The 20,908-nt window shown below is 61.5% G+C and carries 14 protein-coding genes; 5 read left to right on the forward strand and 9 right to left on the reverse strand.

The features are described from left to right. Positions 1-142: 142 nt before the first annotated feature. From HCU66_RS06090 to cbiE, 9 genes are all read right to left on the reverse strand, one after another. Complete coding sequence (locus HCU66_RS06090) at positions 143-1,522, reverse strand: PepSY-associated TM helix domain-containing protein (RefSeq protein WP_205887624.1); 1,380 nt, start codon at positions 1,520-1,522, stop codon at positions 143-145. A 146-nt stretch (positions 1,523-1,668) separates the two neighbouring features. After that, positions 1,669-3,786, reverse strand: coding sequence for a TonB-dependent copper receptor (locus tag HCU66_RS06095; RefSeq protein WP_205887625.1), 2,118 nt, complete (start codon positions 3,784-3,786; stop codon positions 1,669-1,671). A gap of 84 nt (positions 3,787-3,870) precedes the next feature. Beyond that, positions 3,871-4,341, reverse strand: coding sequence for a DUF2946 domain-containing protein (locus tag HCU66_RS06100; protein WP_205887626.1), 471 nt, complete (start codon positions 4,339-4,341; stop codon positions 3,871-3,873). A 21-nt stretch (positions 4,342-4,362) separates the two neighbouring features. Next, on the reverse strand, positions 4,363-4,842 hold the full coding sequence (locus tag HCU66_RS06105) for a copper chaperone PCu(A)C (RefSeq protein WP_205887627.1): 480 nt from the start codon (positions 4,840-4,842) through the stop codon (positions 4,363-4,365). Between the two features lie 48 nt (positions 4,843-4,890). Then, positions 4,891-5,289: a DUF2946 domain-containing protein gene (locus tag HCU66_RS06110; protein WP_205887628.1), complete on the reverse strand. Its 399-nt coding sequence runs from the start codon at positions 5,287-5,289 to the stop codon at positions 4,891-4,893. 48 nt (positions 5,290-5,337) lie between these two features. Then, positions 5,338-5,649, reverse strand: coding sequence for a hypothetical protein (locus tag HCU66_RS06115; RefSeq protein ID WP_105340416.1), 312 nt, complete (start codon positions 5,647-5,649; stop codon positions 5,338-5,340). Between the two features lie 254 nt (positions 5,650-5,903). Further along, entirely contained in the window at positions 5,904-6,626 is a 723-nt protein-coding gene (locus tag HCU66_RS06120) for a cobalt-precorrin-6A reductase (protein ID WP_205887629.1), read from the reverse strand. Then, a complete protein-coding gene (locus HCU66_RS06125) occupies positions 6,623-7,720 on the reverse strand; it encodes a cobalt-precorrin-5B (C(1))-methyltransferase (RefSeq protein ID WP_205887630.1) in 1,098 nt (365 codons plus the stop codon). The genes HCU66_RS06120 and HCU66_RS06125 overlap by 4 nt, the downstream gene beginning before the upstream one ends. Beyond that, the gene (gene cbiE, locus HCU66_RS06130; RefSeq protein ID WP_205887631.1) at positions 7,713-8,924 is read right to left on the reverse strand and encodes a precorrin-6y C5,15-methyltransferase (decarboxylating) subunit CbiE; all 1,212 of its coding nucleotides are present in this window, start codon (positions 8,922-8,924) and stop codon (positions 7,713-7,715) included. The genes HCU66_RS06125 and cbiE overlap by 8 nt, the downstream gene beginning before the upstream one ends. Positions 8,925-9,068: 144 nt before the next feature. On the opposite strand from cbiE, the gene cobG reads away from it, so the two are divergent. From cobG to HCU66_RS06155, 5 genes are all read left to right on the forward strand, one after another. After that, positions 9,069-10,370, forward strand: a complete 1,302-nt coding sequence (cobG, locus tag HCU66_RS06135; protein ID WP_277397049.1) for a precorrin-3B synthase — start codon at positions 9,069-9,071, stop codon at positions 10,368-10,370. Then, a complete protein-coding gene (locus tag HCU66_RS06140; protein WP_205887633.1) occupies positions 10,363-10,989 on the forward strand; it encodes a precorrin-8X methylmutase in 627 nt (208 codons plus the stop codon). Before cobG ends, HCU66_RS06140 begins: the two co-directional genes overlap by 8 nt. Further along, positions 10,989-11,720, forward strand: a complete 732-nt coding sequence (locus tag HCU66_RS06145; RefSeq protein ID WP_205887693.1) for a precorrin-2 C(20)-methyltransferase — start codon at positions 10,989-10,991, stop codon at positions 11,718-11,720. Before HCU66_RS06140 ends, HCU66_RS06145 begins: the two co-directional genes overlap by 1 nt. Beyond that, positions 11,720-13,423, forward strand: coding sequence for a precorrin-3B C(17)-methyltransferase (cobJ, locus tag HCU66_RS06150; protein ID WP_205887634.1), 1,704 nt, complete (start codon positions 11,720-11,722; stop codon positions 13,421-13,423). Before HCU66_RS06145 ends, cobJ begins: the two co-directional genes overlap by 1 nt. Before the next feature lie 270 nt (positions 13,424-13,693). Continuing rightward, positions 13,694-20,839, forward strand: coding sequence for a TcdA/TcdB pore-forming domain-containing protein (locus HCU66_RS06155; protein ID WP_205887635.1), 7,146 nt, complete (start codon positions 13,694-13,696; stop codon positions 20,837-20,839). Positions 20,840-20,908 lie beyond the last annotated feature (69 nt).

Below are 20,908 nucleotides of genomic sequence, written 5' to 3' on the forward strand. Positions count from 1 at the left end.
GCGTCCGCTTTTGGGACGCGGAGCGTCCCGGGCTGCATTCCCACGCAGAGCGTGGGAACGATCAATCGATCAATCGGCGGTGACGAAGAAAGATCGCGGCCCGCATTGTATTGGCTTTGCGCGTACGCGTATCTCGCCTGTTTCATGATGAAGGTGAGGTGGATTCAGTTTGCCGGCCCAAGCGCGACAGCAGCACCCAATCCAATAGCCACACGACGACCAGCGAAGCCCCCACCAACGGAAACATCACTGCCAGCCCGAACATGATGACCATCGCGGTTTTCCATTTCGGCAGGTCGTGACGCAATGGCGGCACACCGAACTTGCCCAGTGGCCGGCGTTTCCACCAGATCACCACGCCGCTGACGGCGCTGAGCAGAATCATCAGGCAGATCAGCAGCACGATGATTTGATTGAACGGGCCGAACATCTTGCCTTCGTGCAGCATCACGCCGACTTCCGTGGCGCGGGCGACGTTGCTGTAATGCTGCCAGCGCACGTCGGCGAGAACGTCGCCGGTGTACTGGTCGACATGCAGGGTGGCGTCGTTACGCGGGTCGTCGGCGAACACGGCGATGGTGAACACGCCAGTGGATGTGGTGGGGAAAGTGATGCTGTAGCCGGGCTCGACCTTGCGCTGCACGGCGATGTTTTGCACGTCTTGCAGGCTGATGGTCGGTGCCGCCGGGCCGGTTTGCGTGCTGGTGTGAGCCATGTGTTCGGCATGGTCGCCAGACATCGGCATCGGCGTGTTTTCCATGGCCCACGGCACGGTCTGGCGCGTGGCGCTGTTGAGGCTGCGGGCCTCGACGTCGGACTTGGGCACGTCATTCCACATCGCTGCCGGAAAGCGGTTCCAGAGGTCGGCGTATTGCTTGCCCCAGAACCCGGTCCAGGTCATGCCGCTGAGCAGCATCACCAGCAGCAAGGCCGCGCCCCAGAACCCGGTTACCGCGTGCAGGTCCCGCCAGAGCACGCGACCGCGACTGTTCAGGCGCGGCCAGAGAATGCCGGCGCTCTGGCCACGGGGCCACCACAAAAATACTCCGGAGACCACCAGCACCACGCCCCAACCGGCGGCCAGTTCCACCAGCCGATCACCGACGGTGCCGATCATCAACTCGCCGTGAATCGAGCGTGCGAGCGCTTGCAGATTGTTCTTCGCATCCTGCTCGCCGAGGATGTCGCCGTGGTACGGATCGATGAACACGTTCAGTTCATGGCCTTCATTGATCACCACAAATTGCGCGCTGCGTTCGGCATTCACTGGCGGTAAATATTGTTTGATCCGGCCTTGTGGATACGCCTCTTTTACCCGTTTGAGCAGGTCATCGGCGGCGACGGTGTGATGACCGGCGGGGACGTTCAGCAGGCTGCCGTACATCAACGGGTCGAGTTGCGGTTTGAACAGGTAGACGATGCCGGTCAGGGCCAGCATCACCATGAACGGCGCGACGAACAGGCCGGCATAGAAATGCCAACGCCAGGCCAGGTTGTAGAAATTCGGTTTGGGTTGTTGCATTTGTGTGCTCCGCTAGGCTTGGGTCTTTTGTTGTTGTCTGGTGACTGCTGCGCAGTCGTTCGCGGGCAAGCCTCGCTCCTACAGGTTTTGTGTCGATCAACGAAACGACGCGATCCCTGTAGAAGCGAGGCTTGCCCGCGAAGCTCTTAAAAGCTCATGTCGACCTTGGTCCAGAGCGTGCGCCCCGGTTCGTTGATGGCTTGCGGATCATTGGCCGGGAAGCCGAAACCGGCGTTGCCCGCCAGGTTCAAGTGTTCGGCGTAAGCCTTGCCGAACAAATTGTCGACGCCACTGCTGACCTTCCAGTGCTTATTGACCCGGTATGCGCCGTTGAGCGAGAACACGCCAAAACCCGAGCTCGTGTCGAAGTCTTTGCCGACCACATTGCCCTTGTTCTGGTCGATGCGGTTCTGCGCCGCGACCACCCGCCACAAGGCGCCGGCGCTCCAGTTGTCTGCGCTGTAGGTCAGGCCGAAACGCGCATCCAGCGGTGGCATCTGCGGCAGGGCGCTGCCGTCGCTGCTGTTCTTGCCCCAGGCATAGGCCAGGGTCGCATCGGCTTTCCAGTGGGCCGTCAGCTTGTAGGCCGCGCCGAGTTCGCCGCCCATGATTCGCGCATCGATGTTCTCGGCTTGCGAGGTCGTGCCCATCATTCCCGGCGTGTAGTTGAACAGGATGTAATCGCGCACCTGCCCGACATAACCCGAGGCCCAGGCTTCGAGGTCTGCGGTCTTGTATTGCAGGCCGAAGTCGAGTTGGGTGGTTTTCTCCGGTTTGATCGAGTCGAACGCATTCACCGAACCCGCAGGGCCGGACTTGGGCGAAAACAGCTCCCAGTAATCCGGGAAGCGTTGGGCATGACCCAGGCCCGCATACAGGGTGGTCGGGCTGTCGGCCAGGTCATGCTCGTAACGCACGAAACCGCTGGGCAGGGTGTCGGCGCGGGTGTCGTCGGCGGTCGGGTTCGGGCGGGCCATCATCCCGGAGCCGATGGTCTGCCGATAATCCTTGGCCGACGCGCGATCCAGGCGTGCGCCGGTGATCAATCGATCACGGTCGGCGGCGTACCAGGTCAGTTCGCTGAACACGCCGTAGTTGTGGAAGTCGGCGTCCTTGTTGCGTGGCAGACCCTTGTAGGTGTCGACGCCCATGGCGCTGCGTTGGCGGTGTTCGTTGGTCTGCGCATCCAGGCCACTGATCAGTTGTACATCGGCCCAGCGCCAGGTGGCTTTGATCCGCGCGCCGAGGGTTCGGCGGTCGACGTTGGAGGCCATGGGGCCGGCCATCATCCCGGTGCCGGACGGCGTGCGCAGGGTGTAGTTGTCCATCACGTGATCGGCGTAGTTGTAGTAGACCTGCGCCTCGACCTTATCCAGCACCTCACCGATGTTTGACTGTTCGAAGCGTAGCCCCAGGCTTTCGCGCAGGAACTGCGAACCGTCCATGCCGCGCCCGGCGTAACGGGCTTCGCCGTCGCCCTTGCCGGCGGTCAGCTCCAGCAGGGTGTCGGCGTTCGGGGTCCAGCCGACTGCGACGTCACCGTTCCACTTGTCGTAGCGCGAGGGCACGGTGTCGTTGTTGCCGTCCTTGTAGTCATCGGAATGCGCAGTGTTGCCGATCACGCGCACGTAACCCAGCGGCCCGCCGGCAGCGGCGTCTACTACCTTGTCGAAGCGGCCGTTGGAACCGGCCAATACGCTGGCATTCACCCGGGTGCCGAGTTCGCCGAAGCTTTCCGGCTCCCGGTCGAACAGGATGGTGCCGGCTGATGCGCCGGGGCCCCAGAGCACGGTTTGCGGGCCTTTGATGACGGTGAGTTTGTCGTAGGTTTCCGGTGAGATGTAGGAGGTCGGCGCGTCCATCCGGCCGGGGCAGGCGCCGAGCATCATGCTGCCGTTGGTGAGGATGTTGAGCCGCGAGCCGAACATGCCGCGCAGCACCGGATCGCCATTGGTGCCGCCGTTGCGCACTAGGGCGAAGCCGGGGATGGTTTTCAGATAATCGCCACCGTCGCTGGCCGGAACCGGTTGGCGCGGGTCCTTGGGGTTGGTGACGACAGTCAGCGGCGAGCTCGGCGCGATGGCGGTGATTACCGTTGGGCTCAGTTCTTCGGTATGGCCGGCGTGTTCATCGGCGAGCACCAGCGGTGTCAGCAACAAGCCGCAAAGGACGGCGGTGGCCTGCCTGAAACGAACGCGCGATTCGTTCAGCGCAAAAGAAGCCTGGGCAGCGCCCAAACGTGTGTCAGCAGAAAACCTGGACATGACAATTTCCATCGAACAGTCGTAAACGACACGGCCGGCAGCCTGCGGCTGTCTTCTAAACCGTGTGAGATCGGAGGTGGGTGTTTACGCGACGAGGGGCGGTGCGCGGGTGCGGGCGCCGGGGAAGAAGGTTTGCCGGGCGTGGCCCAGGCGGGTGGCGGGTGTGGTGAAGGTGGTGGCGGACGGGGTGTCGAACGCGGTGAATGAAGTGCCACCGGTGAGTGCCGGGCAATTGAACAGCAGGCTGCAATAGCCGCATTTTTCCCACAGCGCGTGATGTTCGGTTGTTGGCGCGCAGTGCTCGGCGGCGGTTTGTGCATCGTGGTCGGCGTGCTCCAGCGCCGCCATGTCCGTGCCCATGTCCATCGACATGCTCATGGACATGCTGGTAGCCATGTTTGTAGAAGCAGCCGCGCGCGAATCCATCGGCATCGACTGAGAAATCAGCGGGCCGATAAAGATCATCAGCATGGCGAACAGGCTGATCCAGCTGCCGCGGGTCAGGCTCATTGGCTGACGGCGGCGCACGGATGACCTGGCGCTATGCGGGTGCATAGGCGTTTTCAACGGGGGCGATTACTGGGCGTGCATGTGCGCTTGCATGCTGTCCGGCGCCTTTTTCTGCACCGAAACCTCGACCGTCACATCACCGGATTTCTCGAAGTGCATCGTCAGCGGGAAGCGTTTGCCATCGCTCAACAGGCTGCGGTCTTTGAGTTCCAGCAGCATCACGTGGTACGCCATCGGCGCGAAGGTGACTTCGCCGCCAGCCGGAACCTCGACGCTGGGCACTGGCTGCATTTTCATCAGATCGTGTTGCATCACATGTTCGTGCAACTCGGCCTTACCGGAAATTGGCGATTCGACGCTGAGCAGCCGGTCGGCGGTTTTGCCGTTGTTGTGAATCACGAAATACGCCGCGACGGTGGGCGCGTTGGGCGGCAACTCTTGCGACCACGGGTGGGCGATCTCAAGCTCGCCAGCCTTGTATTCGTGGGCATTGGCAAAACAGGCAGGCAGCAGCAACACAGCCAGGACGATGAGTTTGTTCAACATGGCAGTTCTCCAGAACGATTCAAAACGCAGGTCAATTGCGAGAAGGAATCACACCAGAGGGGACGCGCGGGGGTTGAGACTGGGCCATTGCTGGCGCGGTGTCGGTGTGTCGAGCGTGGCAGGCGGCACGCTTCGATTGGCCTCGAATCGCGCGTAATACAACTGCGGCGCATGCCCCGGCAACGCCACCAACGGCGCGGACCCCGAGCAACACCAGCAATGCTGCATGTTGGAATGATCGTCGTTCTGCGGGGCTTTCTGCTCAATGTCGCCCAGGGAAATCGCCACCATTTTTGTGCCGCTGGACGAGCAGAAACTGCCCCACAACAACTGCTCGGCCGGCGATTTCGCCGTCTGCGCCATCGCTCCGGACATCGGCATGGCGAGCATGTTGAACAGCACTGCAAAGCAGGCGATCCAGGCAAATGCGAGCCGTTGTCGGGACATGGGGCAGATCCGTTTGAGTGGGCGATCAGGCGCGGCTATTTAGCCTGATCAGGGGCGATAAGTAAAAAGGCCGCGTGCGGTTTGGTGTCGCAGTGCGTCAGTCAACATGTCGAGCAGCCGACGTGCAAGCTCAGCCTCGCCGTTTTGAAAGAGTGTAGCGACTTCGATTCTTAATGCCTGAGCGAATTGAGGGTCGATTTGGATTCTTGCCCGGATTGTGTGTTTGACATCTCTGAGCGCTACACGATTGAAGCTCCCATCACCCAGGTCTTCCTCTTCGCAGGCCTTGATGTAGTTCCGCAAGTCGGCAGGTGCCAGGAGAAACTCAGTGATATCGAAGCGTGTGAATTTCTCGGGCATTCGGCACTTCTCGCTACATTCGTGGAGCTCTGAAATATAGGGATGGGGTTATGAGCCCACAAGTCAGCCGATTTGGATAATGTTGTGCGTGAGGTCCGACGGATATGTAGGGCGTTGCACATTCTCTGTAGCAGCTGCCGAAGGCTGCGTTCGGCTGCGTAGCAGTCGTGATCCCATGCGCCGCAGTCAACCTGGCAGACCGTGGTGTTTGATTTTACGACTGCTGCGCAGCCGAACGCAGGCTTCGCCAGCTGCTACCAGTTTTGTGTGAGGGCCGTTAAAACCTCAGTCACCGCCCCAAACTCCCGCTCAACCCCCGGCAACACCGGCCGCTTCAACACCAGCACCGGCACTCCACGTTCCCGCGCCACTTCCAGTTTCGGCTCGGTGGCGGTGCTGCCGCTGTTCTTGCTGATCAGCACGTCGATCTGCCGCCGTTCGAACAATGCGCGTTCATCCTCGATCAGAAACGGCCCACGCGCGCCGATCACTTCGCAACGCTCGTTGCCCGGATAAACATCCAGTGCACGCAACGTCCAGAATTGCTCCGGCGAGATTTCGTGCAGGTGCTGCAATGGCTCCCGCCCAAGGGTGAACAGCGGTCGGCGAAAGGGTTTCAGCGCTTCGATCAGCTCGGCCCAGTCGCTGACTTCGCGCCAGTCATCCCCGGCTTGTGGTTGCCAGGCCGGACGCCGCAAAGCCCAGCACGCAATGCCGCTCAACTTCGCGGCGGTGGCGGCGTTCTGGCTGATTTGCGCTGCGTAGGGATGGGTCGCATCCAGCAGCAGGTCAATGCCTTCATCGCGGATGAACTGCGCCAGACCTTCGGCGCCGCCATAGCCGCCAACGCGGACCTGACAGTTCAGATCCGTCGGCACACGACCGACGCCAGCCAGGCTGTAGATGTGCTCCAGCCCCAGGGTTCGGGCGATGGCCAATGCCTCAGTGACACCGCCGAGCAACAACACGCGCTTCATTGAAGAACTCCCGCATGGCCGACAATCCCGCCCTGGCGATCGATGGCGAACACTTCGACCTGAACCTGCGCCGGCACCACGCTGCGGGCAAAATCCAGGGCGTGCTGGCACACCGCGTCGCCAAGGGCGATCCCGGCCGCGCTGGCCATCGCCAACGCTTGCTGACTGGTATTGGCCTCGCGGATCGCCTGTTGCAACGCCGCATCGGCGCCGACCGCTGCGGCCCATTCGGCCAGTTGCGGCAGGTCGATGCTCGAATGCCGACTGTGCAAATCCATGTGCCCGGCCGCCAGTTTGCTGATCTTGCCGAAGCCGCCGCACAGGCTGAGTTTATCCACAGGCACTTTGCGCAAGTGCTTGAGCACCGCGCCGACGAAGTCGCCCATTTCGATCAGGGCGATTTCCGGCAAGTCGTAGACCCGGCGCATGGTGTCTTCACTGGCGTTGCCGGTGCACGCGGCGATGTGCAGGTAACCGTTGGTTTTGGCGACGTCGATGCCCTGGTGGATCGAGGCGATGTAAGCCGCGCAGGAGAACGGCCGGACGATGCCGCTGGTGCCGAGGATCGACAAACCGCCGAGAATGCCCAGTCGCGGGTTCATGGTTTTCAGCGCCAGGGCTTCGCCGTCCTCGACGTTCACCGTGACCTCGAAGCCGCCCGGGTAATCCAGCTCCTCGGCCAGCAACGTCAAGTGATCGGTGATCATCTTGCGCGGCACGGGGTTGATCGCCGGTTCGCCGACGTTCAGCACCAGCCCGGGCCGGGTGACGGTGCCGACGCCACGGCCGGCGCTGAAGCGGATGCCCGGTTCGCGGTGCAGGCGCACCTGGGAAAAGAGCAGGGCGCCGTGGGTCACGTCCGGGTCGTCGCCGGCGTCCTTGATGGTTCCGGCTTCGGCGCCGTTTTCCGTCAGCCGACAGAATTCCAGGCGCATCTGCACCCGTTTGCCTTTGGGCAGAATGATTTCGACGGCGTCTGCTTCGACGCCACTGAGCAGCAGGCGTGCCGCCGCAAGGCTGGTGGCGGTGGCGCAGCTGCCGGTGGTCAGGCCGCTGCGCAGCGGGGCGGGTTGTTCGGCGGTTTCGTCACGCATCGAGGGGTTTCGTCACGTCCAGCAAGGTGATCGGCAGCGCCTGACGCCAGGTGTCGAACTCGCCGAGTGGTTGCGCCTGAGCGACGTGAATGCGGGTCAACTCACCGCCATGCTGTTCGCGCCAGGCCATCAGGGTCACTTCACTTTGCAGGGTCACGGCGTTGGCCACCAGTCGACCGCCGGGTTTGAGTTGCGCCCAGCAGGTATCGAGCACGCCCTCACGAGTGACGCCACCGCCGATGAAAATCGCGTCCGGGCGTTCGAGCCCGTTCAGGGCTTGCGGCGCACTGCCGCGAATCAGTTGCAGGCCGGGAACTCCCAGGGCATCGCGGTTGTGTTCGATCAACGACTGCCGTCCCTCATCCGCTTCGATGGCCAGCGCCCGACAACTCGGGTGAGCGCGCATCCATTCGATGCCGATGGAACCGCTGCCAGCACCGACATCCCACAGTAGTTCGCCGGGTGTCGGTGCGAGGCGGGCGAGGGTAATGGCGCGTACGTCACGTTTGGTCAGTTGGCCGTCATGCTGGAAGGCGGAGTCTGGCAGGCCGGCCAGTCGGGACAGGCGCGGCGTGTTCGGTTCAGCGATGCATTCAATGGCGATCAGGTTCAGATCGGCGATCACCGGATCGCCCCAGTCGTTGGCGACGCCCTCAATACAACGTTCGGCCTCACCGCCCAAATGTTCCAGCACGGTAATGCGACTCGGTCCGAAACCGCGCTCACGCAGCAGCGCCGCGATAGCCGCCGGGCTCTGGCCGTCGTTGCTCAACACCAGCAGACGCACACCACTGAACAAATGAGCGTTGAGCGCGGCGACGGGGCGGGCGACCACCGACAGTGTCACCACCTCCTGCAACGGCCAGCCCAGGCGAGCGGCTGCCAGCGATACGGAAGAGGGGGCGGGCAGGATCAGCATTTCTGTACCCGGCAGTTGCCGCGCCAGGCTGGCACCGACGCCGAAGAACATCGGATCGCCGCTGGCCAGCACGCACACCGGCTCGCCACGCAGTGCCAATAACGGCTCAAGGGTAAACGGACTGGGCCAGAGCTGGCGCTCGCCGCGAATGCACATGGGCAACAAATCCAGTTGCCGCTGGCCGCCGAAGATCCGCGAAGCGCCCAGCAGGGCGCGACGGGCGTTCTTGCCCAAGCCCTTGAAGCCGTCTTCACCGATACCTACTACTGTCAGCCAGGGCGACATCTGCAATCCTCAAAAAAATGTCACAAAGGGGTTGTTCCGACGGGCAGGCTTTTCATGCCGTCGGACAAAGCAGGCATAATACCGCGCCTTCGCCCGCGAAGCGCCTTTCCCACACAGCCGGCCACCCTTTTGAACGAACGTCCGATGTCCACCGCCTTACGCCCCTCGGCCTGCCCGGGGTTGCTACGTATCGTCCCGGCGCTGGATGGCGGCATCTGCCGGATCAAATTGAACGGCGGCTCGATCAGCGCGGCCCAGGCTGAAGCGGTGGCCAGCGCGGCCGAACGGTTTGCCGGGGGCGTGATCGAGGCGACCAACCGCGCCAACCTGCAGATTCGCGGGATTGGCAGTGAGCAGACAGCCTTGATCGACAGCCTGCTCGCCGCCGGATTGGGCCCGCGTACCGCGGCGGGCGACGATGTGCGCAACCTGATGCTCAGCCCGAGCGCCGGGATTGACCGGCAGATGCGCTTCGACACGCGTGCGCTGGCCGAACAGATCCTCGTCACCCTGCAAAGCCACGAACGCTTCCACGAACTCAGCGCCAAGTTTGCCGTGCAACTCGATGGCGGCGAGGCGTTGGCGATGCTCGAACACCCGCATGATCTGTGGTTGTCTGCTGTTGAACGAAACGGCGAGTTATTGCTGGCGTTCGGTCTGGCGGGTTGTCCCTCGGACAGGCCCGCCGGCGCGGTGTCACTTGAGCAGGGGCACGGGCTGGTGGTTGCGGTGCTGGAACTGTTTCTCGACCTGGCGCGTCCCGATCAAACACGGATGCGTCATTTGCTGGCCGAATATCCGCTCGCAGCATTTCTCGCTCGCCTGGCCGAGCGTGTGCCCTTGAAGTCGATTACGGATTGGCAGCGCTCGTTGACCCCGGACGCTCTGCACATCGGCGTTCATCCGCAACGTGAAGTGGAACACGTTTACATCGGGGCCGTCCCTCCTTTGGGACGGCTCGATCCCGCCATGCTCAGAGGCGCGGCACAACTGGCGCGCGAGTTCGGCGACGCGAGCCTGCGTTTCACCCCATGGCAAAGTCTGCTGCTGCCCAACATTCGCAAAGAGCGAGCGCTTGAAGTCATTCGGCGCCTGGAACCACTGGGCCTGCTATGTGACACTGATCAGCCTCTTTCTCGGTTGATCGCCTGCACCGGTTCCGCTGGCTGCGGCAAAGGCCAGGCCGATACCAAGCGCGACGCTGTGCAATTGGCCGCGCTGTTGCCGCGTCACGATCAAACCGTGCATTTGTCCGGCTGCCGGCGTTCCTGCGCCGCCGCCCATGTGGCGCCCGTCACGCTGCTTGCCGTCGCCCCCGGTCATTACGACCTCTATCTTCGCGATGCAGCGCAGCCGGGTTTCGGCGCGCTGCACGCACACAACCTTACTATTGAAGCGGTCGCGGCCTTGCTCGACGCCCGCTCACGGAGCCCCCTTGATGCTTGATTACATCCGCGACGGTCAGGAGATCTATCGCAACTCCTTCGCGATCATTCGTGCCGAGGCCAACCTTGCGCGTATTCCGGCCGATCTGGAGAAACTCGCCGTGCGGGTGATCCACGCCTGCGGCATGGTCGAGGCCATCGACGGTCTGCAATTTTCCGAAGGCGCCGGCAAGGCCGGGCGTGATGCGCTGGCCGCCGGTGCGCCGATTCTGTGCGACGCGCGGATGGTCAGCGAAGGCGTGACCCGCGCGCGTTTGCCCGCCAACAACCCGGTGATTTGCACCCTGCGCGACGACAGCGTGCCGGAACTTGCCCGCGAGTTGGGCAATACCCGTTCCGCCGCCGCGCTGGAGCTGTGGCGCCCACACCTGGCGGGCAGCGTGGTAGTGATCGGCAATGCGCCGACCGCGCTGTTTTATCTGCTGGAAATGCTCGACGCCGGTGCGCCGAAGCCGGCGCTGATCCTTGGCTTCCCGGTGGGCTTCGTCGGTGCCGCCGAATCCAAGGCGATGCTCGCGGCGGACAGCCGTGGCGTGCCTTTCGTCATCATGCAAGGCCGGCTCGGCGGTAGCGCCATGGCCGCCGCCGCCGTCAACGCCCTCGCCACGGAGATCGAATGATGCAGCAACCTGGACGTTTGATTGGCCTGGGCGTCGGCCCCGGTGATCCGGAACTGATTACCGTCAAAGCCCTGCGCCTGCTGCGCGAATCGCCGGTGGTGGCGTACTTCGTCGCCAAGGGCAAGAAGGGCAACGCCTTCGGCATCATCGAAGCGCATTTGCAGGACGCGCAAACCCTGCTGCCGCTGGTCTACCCGGTGACCACCGAAGCCCTGCCGGCGCCGTTGTCGTACGAACAAGTGATCAGCGATTTCTACGATGCCGCTGGCGAAGAGCTCGCTGCGCATCTGGATGCGGGCCGTGACGTGGCGGTGATCTGCGAAGGCGATCCGTTCTTCTACGGTTCCTACATGTACTTGCACGATCGTCTGGCCGAGCGCTACGAAGCCGAAGTCGTGCCGGGTGTCTGCTCGATGCTCGGTGGTGCGTCGGTACTCGGTGCGCCACTGGTGTATCGCAATCAGAGCCTGTCGGTGTTGTCGGGAGTGCTGCCCCACGAAGACCTCAAGCGGCGCCTGGCCGATGCCGATGCGGCGGTGATCATGAAACTGGGGCGCAATTTTCCCAAGGTCCGCCAGGTGCTGGAAGAACTCGGTCTGGCGCAGCGTGCGCTGTACGTGGAGCGCGCGACCATGGCCAATCAGAAGATCGTGCCGCTGGATCAGGTTGAGCCGATGTCCTCGCCGTATTTCTCGCTGATCATCGTTCCCGGTGAAAGGTGGCAAGGCTGATGGCCCATCCCACTCCAGCCATTGTCATTCTCGGCAATGGCAGCCTCGCGACCGCACGCAAGATTGCGCAGCTATACCCCGGTGCGCTGATCCATGGACTGGCCGAACGGGTCGAGGGCGCGGATCGTGTTTATCACGAGTTCGGCGCGACCCTGCGTGAGCTTTATCAACAGGACACGCCGATCATCGCGCTGTGCGCCGCCGGGATCGTGATTCGCACCCTGGCGCCGGTGCTGCTGGAAAAAGGCGCCGAGCCGCCGGTGCTGGCGGTGGCCGAAGACGGCAGCGCGGTGGTGCCGTTGCTCGGTGGCCTTGGTGGGGTGAATGTCATGGCGCGCGAGATTGCCGCCAGCCTCGACGTCGCGGCGGCGATCACCACCAGCGGCGAACTGCGTTTCGGCACCTGCCTGCTCAATCCGCCCAGCGGCTATGCCTTGGGCGATCTGGAGCTGGGCAAGCGTTTTGTTTCCGACCTGCTGGCCGGGCACCGCGTGCGCATCGAAGGCGCGGCGCCGTGGCTTGAGCAGGCGCAACTGCCGGAAGATCCGCAGGCGCAGCGTTTGATTCATGTCGGCTGTGCCGAACGTGAATCGAGCGCCAACGAATTGCTGATCTATCCACGCAGTGTCGCGGTGGCGGTGAGCGCCGGGGTGGCGGATTTGCCGGACACCATTCGTGCGGCGTTGCAGCAGGCGAAAGTGGCGGTGCAGGCGTTGGCCTGTCTCGTGGCGGCTGATGAGCAGATGGCCAGCCCGGCGCTCCGTGAAGCGGCGCTCGAGTTGGGCGTGCCGTTGCGTTTTGTTGCGGCGGCGGAAAACATCACTGATATGGCGCTCAGCGCTGTGCCTGAAGCGACGATTATGGCGACGGCTCACGACGTGGCGATCGCCGTGGCCGAACGGCCGCTGGATGTCACCCGGATCGGTCGCCCACGCGGGCGTCTGGCGGTGATCGGCCTCGGGCCTGGCGCCGCTGAACTGATGGTGCCCGCCGTCAAAGCCGAACTGGCGCGGGCCACCGATGTGCTGGGCTACGAAACCTACGTGCGCATGGCCGGCCCGTTTCGCGAAGATCAAGTGCTGCATTGCACCGACAACCGCGAAGAAATGCAGCGCGCTCGCCACGCCTTCGAACTCGCGGCCCAAGGCCGTTCGGTCATCGTGGTGTCGTCTGGCGATCCGGGCGTGTTCGCCATGGCGGCGGCGGTGCTTGAAGCGTTGCACGAGTCAAGCGATCCGGCCTGGCACAACGTCGATCTGGAAATCTTGCCGGGGGTATCCGCCTCGCTCGCCACCGCCGCCCAGGCCGGTGCGCCGCTGGGTCATGACTTCTGCGTGATGTCCCTGTCGGACAACCTCAAACCCTGGTCGATCATCGAGAAGCGTCTGGACCTGGCCGCCGAAGCCGACCTGGCGCTGGCCTTCTACAACCCGATTTCCCGCTCCCGGCCGTGGCAGTTGGGCCGAGCGCTGGAGATCGTCGCACAGCACCGTATCCCTGAAACTCCGGTGGTTCTGGGGCGCGATATCGGTCGGCCGGGCCAGACCCTGCGCACCACTACGCTGGGCGCGTTGACCCCGGATCAAGTGGACATGCGCACGATGGTGCTGATCGGATCCTCCACCACTTGCACCTTTCCTCGCATCGATGGCCGTGACTGGGTGTACACACCGCGCTGGTACGGTGAAAAGCCTGTTGGCTGATATCCCGGTTTTGTACCGATGCCACATTCAAATATCGAGATGAGACACTAGGCCGCGAATTTTTGATTCGCGGCCTAGTGTTTTTTTTATATCGGCGTAATAGGCACTGATTTATATTTCAAACTTGTTCGGTTGAGCGGTTAAATGTTATTTGATGTTGCTTTTGACATTGTTTGAATGTCTTTGTGTTTGTGTGAGTTGTTTTTTTATTCTAGTTTGGATCAGGAGTGGCCTATTTATGTGATTGATTGTTTCAAGGAAGGTATTTTTATGCAGGAAGCAAAAGTTAAAGGCGTCGATGACGGTTATGTGAGGTTTGTCAATTTGTTCAAGTTGTCCGATCTTGAACAGGCTTTGTTGCCATACAAGAATACCAAGCAATATGACGCGGTGATCCGTTACTACTTTGCCTGCATCGGTTTACTTGATTCGCCGCGATTGTTGCAACCGCTGGCGTTGTTCAAGCAGGCGTTGGGAGAGTTGAGCAAGCGTCGAGTGCGGCGCGAAGTGGAAAAGGAACCAGCGCAGAGCCCTGACAAAGAAACGCCCCCCACTCTTTTACAAATCAGCGATAGAGTCGGGCTCTTTGAGTCGCGTCTGCATTACAGCGTCGAACAAATGAAAATCCCGGCCACGGAAGTGCCCGCAATCCTGCACTTCGTCTGGCTCGGCGGTGGCGTCGGTGACATTCAGCGCGATTACATCAATCTTTGGAAACAAGTGCTGGCCGGGCAGGGATACAAGATCAATCTCTGGTATGACAGTGATGCACTGCTGGCTTATCAAACCAACCGGCTCATTGTCGAAGCCGCCAAAGCGCACGCCATGCAACACGGTGGAGTCGATAGTGCTTCCGAAGAGCAACTGGGTGAAATGTATGAGGCGCGTGCCATTGTTCTGAAACAGCAGATGTTCGCGCACATCGACGAGGCACTGGCAAGCGGCACGTCGGCCGACGAGGCCAGGGTGCAGCTGTTGAGCCGAGCCTACGGTCAGCAAGCGCCGGATCTGCATGCACTGAAGGAGAGGAACCTGCAGAGCCTGCGTACGCTGGCCGGAGGGGATCTCCAATTGCGCGATCTGGCCGGTGCCGCACAACCCTTGCCGTTGCAGGCAATCTACGATCGGGAAATGCGCTTGCGCGGCAATCTTGCCGCCGCGTCCGATGTGGTGCGCGCCGAAGCCCTGGATAGCGAAGGCGGCATGTATTCGGACGTCGACAACCTTCCGCCCTTGTTGAAGGTCGTTGGAGGCGTCGACATGAGTGTCCTCAAGGGCGATGCCCACCGGGGGATACTGCAACTGTTGCTGGACCACAACCCGCACTGGATGCCAGGCCGTCAGGCGTTGCGCAGCCGATACAGCGATTACGCCAGCAGCATCCCCCAGGAGCATCGCGCGGCGCTGGAGGCGTTCGCCAAAAGTCGGCCGACCCTGAACCAGGTGTTCCAGGTTCCGGCCGACCGGTTGGCCCGACCTTATATGTTGCGCGCCGTAGCCGAAGGCAATTCGCTGAGCAACGCTTATCTGATGGCTCATGCCGGCTCCGGGATGCTCCAGACGGTGAAGCAGCGTTTTCGGTTCAACTATGAACTGATTGACGCCGTGGCCAGGGCGGCTGCGAGCAAAGGCGTTGCTCCTGAAGACTTCGAATCGATGAATGCATTGGCGCTCGAAGCGCTGGAGAAACGCCTTGGGCCCTTGGGCGAACTGTCGGATACCGATGAGATTGCCATGCACCAGTTGGCGGTCGCTGTCGCCGGTTACTACAGCGACGGCATCCGTCCTGAAAGCGAAGGGACGATCTATCTGACCGGCCCGGCTGCGATGCGACAGGGCATGGGTGATTACGAGCGGTCGCATTTCACGCCGAGGGGCGCTCAAGCATCCCGTGAGGAGTCGGCCATCGAGCCCCTGGGCACGGTCAACCGCTCGAGCGAAGAAGAGCTGGACCACTCCTGGAAAGAAAACGCAGCCGATCTGCAAAAGTGGGTCGAAAACGAAAAGCAGCGTTGGCACGAGGGTCAATACAAGACCCGTTACGCCGGAGATATCGGTGAACTGCTCAAGCATTCGACCGTAGAGTTCGAATTGGGTTGGCCGGTGATCGAAGGGCGCCATGTATTGCAAACCGATCTGTTGCAGCGCATGGCTGATGGCCTCGGCAAACGGTTCACCGAGGCGATGATGAACGGCCACGATGGCCCTCTGGTTTTCGAAGACAGGTTGCCGTTGAACTTCGACGATCGACAGGCTATTGGCAAGCAAGACATCAAACTGCGACCGCCGAAATCCTTGAGCAATGAACAGACCCGCAACCTGCCGATTGATGAAGTGTTGATCCGCTTGGCCAGTGGTTCGATGCAGCTCGATCACCTCAGTCCATTGCAGCGCCTGACGCTCGGTGCCCTGCTGGGGGCCGGTTCACTCGATTCAGTGAGTATGACGACCCTCTCCACCGACATGGATAACCTCGCCAACAACATAAAGGAGCACGGGACCTCGGGACGTTATGCAGTGATCGAAAGGCTTCTGTACCAACGTCGAACACCGGCGTTCATGGCTGGCCTGGCCAGTCGTGGCGATGAGTTCCCGGCGCAATCGGCGAGCGCACTGGGGCTGAAGAAAACCGCGCTTTCCGAGGCCTCTACACAGTTTGCCTGGGGACAATTGATGGCGCGGATTCAGCATGTCGCCACGGTTGAACATCGCGAGCAGGTACAGGAACGGACGGAACAGATCGTTGACCTGATCGAGGCCAGCGGCTTCGGGCAGGTGCCGCAGGACTTGTTGATGCACAGACCGGGCGACGCCGCCGCAGGACGCTGTTATCCCCTGGCATTGGTGATGAGCGCGGCGCTTTCTCAGGGGGACGCGGCCATCCGGCAACTGCGCGAGCGTTTCTATCTGGCGGTACTTGATCCGGCGCAATCGGATTCGGGCACGTTCTTGAATGCATTGGAGCAGTTGCGGGGTGTGCAGATTGGCGAGTCGGGTGAGGTCATCGGGCGGGGGGATCTGGCAAAGGTCGTCTCGACCCTGGAGCAATCCACTGGCACCCGGACGCTGATGGTCAACTCTGACAACCACTCCATGCTGGTGGCCAGGACTCTGCGAGGGGGGACGGTCAAATACCACTTTTACGATCCGAATTTTGGCTTGTTCGAGTTTGATGGGCCGGCCGTTTTCCGAACGGCACTGGAGCAGTTCTTCCAGGAAGCGGGCATGGCGAAGTACTACGTCGCCTACGGCGAGCCTGAGAGGCCGATGTTCGATCTGATTGATGTACAGGGGGAAAAGGTTGCAGATCTGAACCTGATGCCCGGGTTCAAGGTCGCGAATTTGCTTGAGGCCGATGCCCTGCCAGGTTTGCCGTTGGAGCGGGTACGCCAGCGGCTGAACAGTGCCCATGGGCGCTCGCTGGTTGAGAATCCGCAGTTGGGCAGTTCTCTGATGCAGCTCGATAACCATTGGTGGGCGCAGCAGATCGCACAGACCACGGCCCAATTGCAGGAGGGGCATGAGTCGGTGACGCCACTGGTGCCATTGTTCGACTCGCTGGAGATGACCCTCGAGGGGACGTATCGGCTGAGCATGATCAATCCGAAGAACGCCGAGCAAGTGGTAACGGTCGTCAGTCGCGACAGCCGTCTGCTGCGGATCAAGAACTACCTGTCCGAGCTTTTTTCGACGCTGGCGCGCAAACGTCCCCAGACGGGTGCCCCGGTAGATCCGACCGAGGTCGCAGGTGTCCACACCCTCAATGCCGGGTTCGCGGTCCAGGCCCTGATGAACGCCCTGCGTGGACGCGAAGGGGAAGGCCGGACCCTGACCACTGCCGTGCGGTGGCATGCCTATGTCAATTATGCGCAACTGGTGCACGGCAACGCGGTGGATGTGGCCGGTCTGATCGGTCTGGTCAGAAACGCGCTGAGCGAAGAAAAAGTCATTGCCCGCACCTGTGCTCCGGTGGTTGGCGAGGCGCTGGCGCCGTTAACCGGCAAAACGATCGGCACGGTGGCGGGACACGTGGCCAACGAAGGTGTCGGAGCGGTGCTGGGGCTGGCCAACGTCGGTTTTGATATCTATCAGTTGACGACGGCGCAGAACGATGTCGAAGAGGCTGAATTCGGCACCCAACTGGGATTCGACTCCGCGAGCTTGCTGTTGAGTGGTGCCGGTTTGGGGGCTGCACTGGCAGGCGCGGGCACTGCCGCTGCCGTCATGGGCGGTGCCGGGGTGATATTGGGCGGACTGGCCATCGGCGCGGCTGCACTTGCGCGGGCGTATGCGATCATCGCCGAAGAGGCGAAAGCGGTCGGTCTGTTTTTCGATGAGCAGGAGCAGGCTCATCGCGGGGAGGGCTATCGGTACGATGGCAGCCAGGGGGCCTGGCTGCCGCAAACGTCCCTGATCATCCAGAGTATTGATCTGAGCACGGGCAAACTGCTGCTGGACAGCACGAAGCTATACCCATTGCGCGATCATTTCGGTGTGCCGGATTACGACGTTGATTATTCCCGTGCCATCAACATCAGCCACGAGTTGGGGTTCGCCAGCGAGATGAACTTCGCGCCGCCTCCCAGGCAACTCATCGTATTGCCGTGTACGCCACCCACCTGTTATCGCTACGAGTACCAGGCATTGCCGTTTGCCTCGCAACGCCACGACAAAGGCTTCGATATCGCCCGGCGCCTGGAAAAAAAGAAGCCGGACGGCCAGTGGCTGTTTCTGTTTTCTTTTTATTCTTTTCCGAGCCACTACATCGTCTACCGCATGTATCCCGATTACCGGCCAATCGAGATCAGTGTCACGCTCGACGCCCGCGAGCGTACGCTGGCCGTCCCGGTGGTGCCCAAGCCGTGGCACGACAAGATCTCCTACCGGATTCGCGGCGCGGGTTCCGCCTGCTGGCTGGCACTCAATCCCGGTGTCAGCTGTGTTCTGGATTCACCGGTGAGGCAGACAAACCGGTGGGTACTGTCCGCCACCTGGGCGAAAGAAACCGATCTGCGTTTCGGAGCGGCCGGGGAGTTCTTCGTGGGGGGCGTCAAGCTCACTTTTTCCGGACAAGGCCGGCATGAGGTATTCCTGCGCATTGCTGATGGTTCGATGTTTGAGGTCGACATCGGCGCCAGCCACCACTTGCTGATCGTCGAAGCATCCGGCTCCAGCGAGAAGGGCGGGCAACTCTTGCAGGATCACCTGCAAGACCTGGCAAAGGCTCATCGACTGGCATTGCGTTACACGCCTGTGCACAATTACCTGGTTCCGTTCGAGGATCCCGAGGCGCCGCGCTACACCACCGGATGGTATGACGCCAGAGAGGACCGGATCCTGTACATCCGCAATGAAAATGAGTGGGTCGATGATGCGGTATTGTCCGCAGTGATCGGCGGCTCCGCTTTTTTCCATGACCCCAAAGGGTTCGATATCTGGCAGGTCGATGCCGTTACTGGCTTGCTCAGTCATCGCTATCGTTTGCTGCTCAAGTACAAGGGCGACAGCACGATTCGCAGCGTGGAGGCCGATGATCATGGTGTGATTCATGTGATGCAGGAGTACGTGGCAGAGGATGGGACCGTTGAGCGTTTCAGTTACCTCATCCATGACGGGAAACTGTTGCTCAGCTCGGTCACTCATGATTTGAAGCCGCAGTTCGAGGCGCTCTTCGATAACAGCGTCCCCCTGACGGACTGGGCGAAGGTGATGGGCGATTTCCATATGCGCCCGCAGCTTGAGGGTAAGAGCGAATCTTCGGTGGTCGACTGGCAATTCGCGCCCTACGTTTCTGTCTGCTGGAAAATCGCGGAGCCAGTTCGGGACATGGCCTGGGTTCGCACCCGTGACAATCTGGTGGTCCGCCCAGAGCCACGCCGCCATCACGAGCGTGGCTGGGCAGACTCGATCCAGAACCTGAGCGACTTGATGTTGCTGACGATGGCCGATGACAGCGACGTGTTTGTCGTTTACGACCGTCATTGGCAAAAGCTGTGTCGCCTCGAATGCTCGCGGGCCGAGGGCAAGCTGAGCTGGTCCCGTCGCTGGGTGCAGCCAGAGAACCTGAAGCAGGTAACGGCTGTCGAGGGTGGTTACCTGGCACTCACGACGGACGGGCTGTTTTTCAACATCACCCAGGGCGGTGACGTGCGGCTCGGCGGCCTCGATGAGCAATGGATCACAACCCGTGCCCAATGGTGGCTGGCGCTGGCGTCGATAGCCCGTCAATACGAGGCTGATCAGTTCGCGATTGTCGGTGTACGCAATGCTACCGGCGACGCACGACTGTCTGCCTGGTATGTGGACAATCGTTTGCTGCTGAGTGAGGTCGGTGCTGGACAGGAGGTCCGTTTGCTCGGTGTCACCCCGGACAATCAGTCGGTCTGGCTGTTCGACCTGTCGAGCGCAGAGATCTGGCGTCAGCCCTTCATCGCTGCGCAGACACTTGACCAGGCATTCGGCAGCGCAGCGCAACTGTTGTCCGTCGACTTGTTGCCCAAGGCACAGCGCGAATGGGCGCCCTGGCGGTTTTCCGATGCCTGGATCGACGGTGTCGGTCTGCGCGCGATAACCCGCGACGGCATCGTACTGGAGTTGCGTTTTCAGGAACCGGTGGTGATTACCGGAGTCAGCGGTGATTGGGTGACGGCTCACAGCAACCACCTGATCGAACATCTTCAGTCTCTACTGGAAACAGAGGCCCATCGGCCGTTTGTGTCGGTGGGCTCGACTTCTGGCAGCCTGCAGTGGTTCATCGCGCACAGCGCGCGTCTGATCAGCGTTGCTGCCGCGACGGTACCAGAGGACTTTGAGTTGCTCGGCTCACGCCAATACGCCGATGTCCTGTTGCATGAACGGCGCGAAGGTGTTGTTCAGATTTACCCGGGCACACGTCAGTTGGGGCCATTCGACTACATCCAGCGCGAGGGTGAGGTATTGGTGGTCGAGGGGGAGATGGATACGGACGACCTCATGCCGCTGATTCCCGACGATGTACACACGCTGGTGCTGCGGATGGGACAGGGCAGTGTGAAGTGTCACCTGTCGCAGGCTGTCACGCGCAAGCTGGACTCGGTGATCGTCGATTGTCGGTTCCCGTTGGGTGAGGTTCCCGCTGTCATGGGCAGATTGCTCTGGTCGCTGGACGAGCCGCAAAAGCTGGAGCTAGGCATTGTTCAGGATCACTTGGTATTGGTTGACCCGGACAGTGAGCACTGCCTGATTCTGCGGGATGTTTGTTCGACCGATCCGGCATTGCGCGGTGACGTGATTCTCGACGTCAAGGGACTGCGGCGTTGGCCAGTGTCGAAGCTGGTGCAATGGTTGCAGGGGCGCAAGGGAGAAACCGACAGTATGACGCTGAAGGCGTTGATCGATCAGTCGGCGGTCAATGAGAAAGCCGGCGTGGCCGGTTGACGGCACGAATGCCGTTGAGTCTCGGTACTCATTGTCATTGATCGAAAAGGCCGCCGACGCTACCGTCGG

Source organism: Pseudomonas frederiksbergensis (assembly GCF_017114915.1).
In the GTDB taxonomy this organism is placed as follows: domain Bacteria; phylum Pseudomonadota; class Gammaproteobacteria; order Pseudomonadales; family Pseudomonadaceae; genus Aquipseudomonas; species Aquipseudomonas frederiksbergensis_I.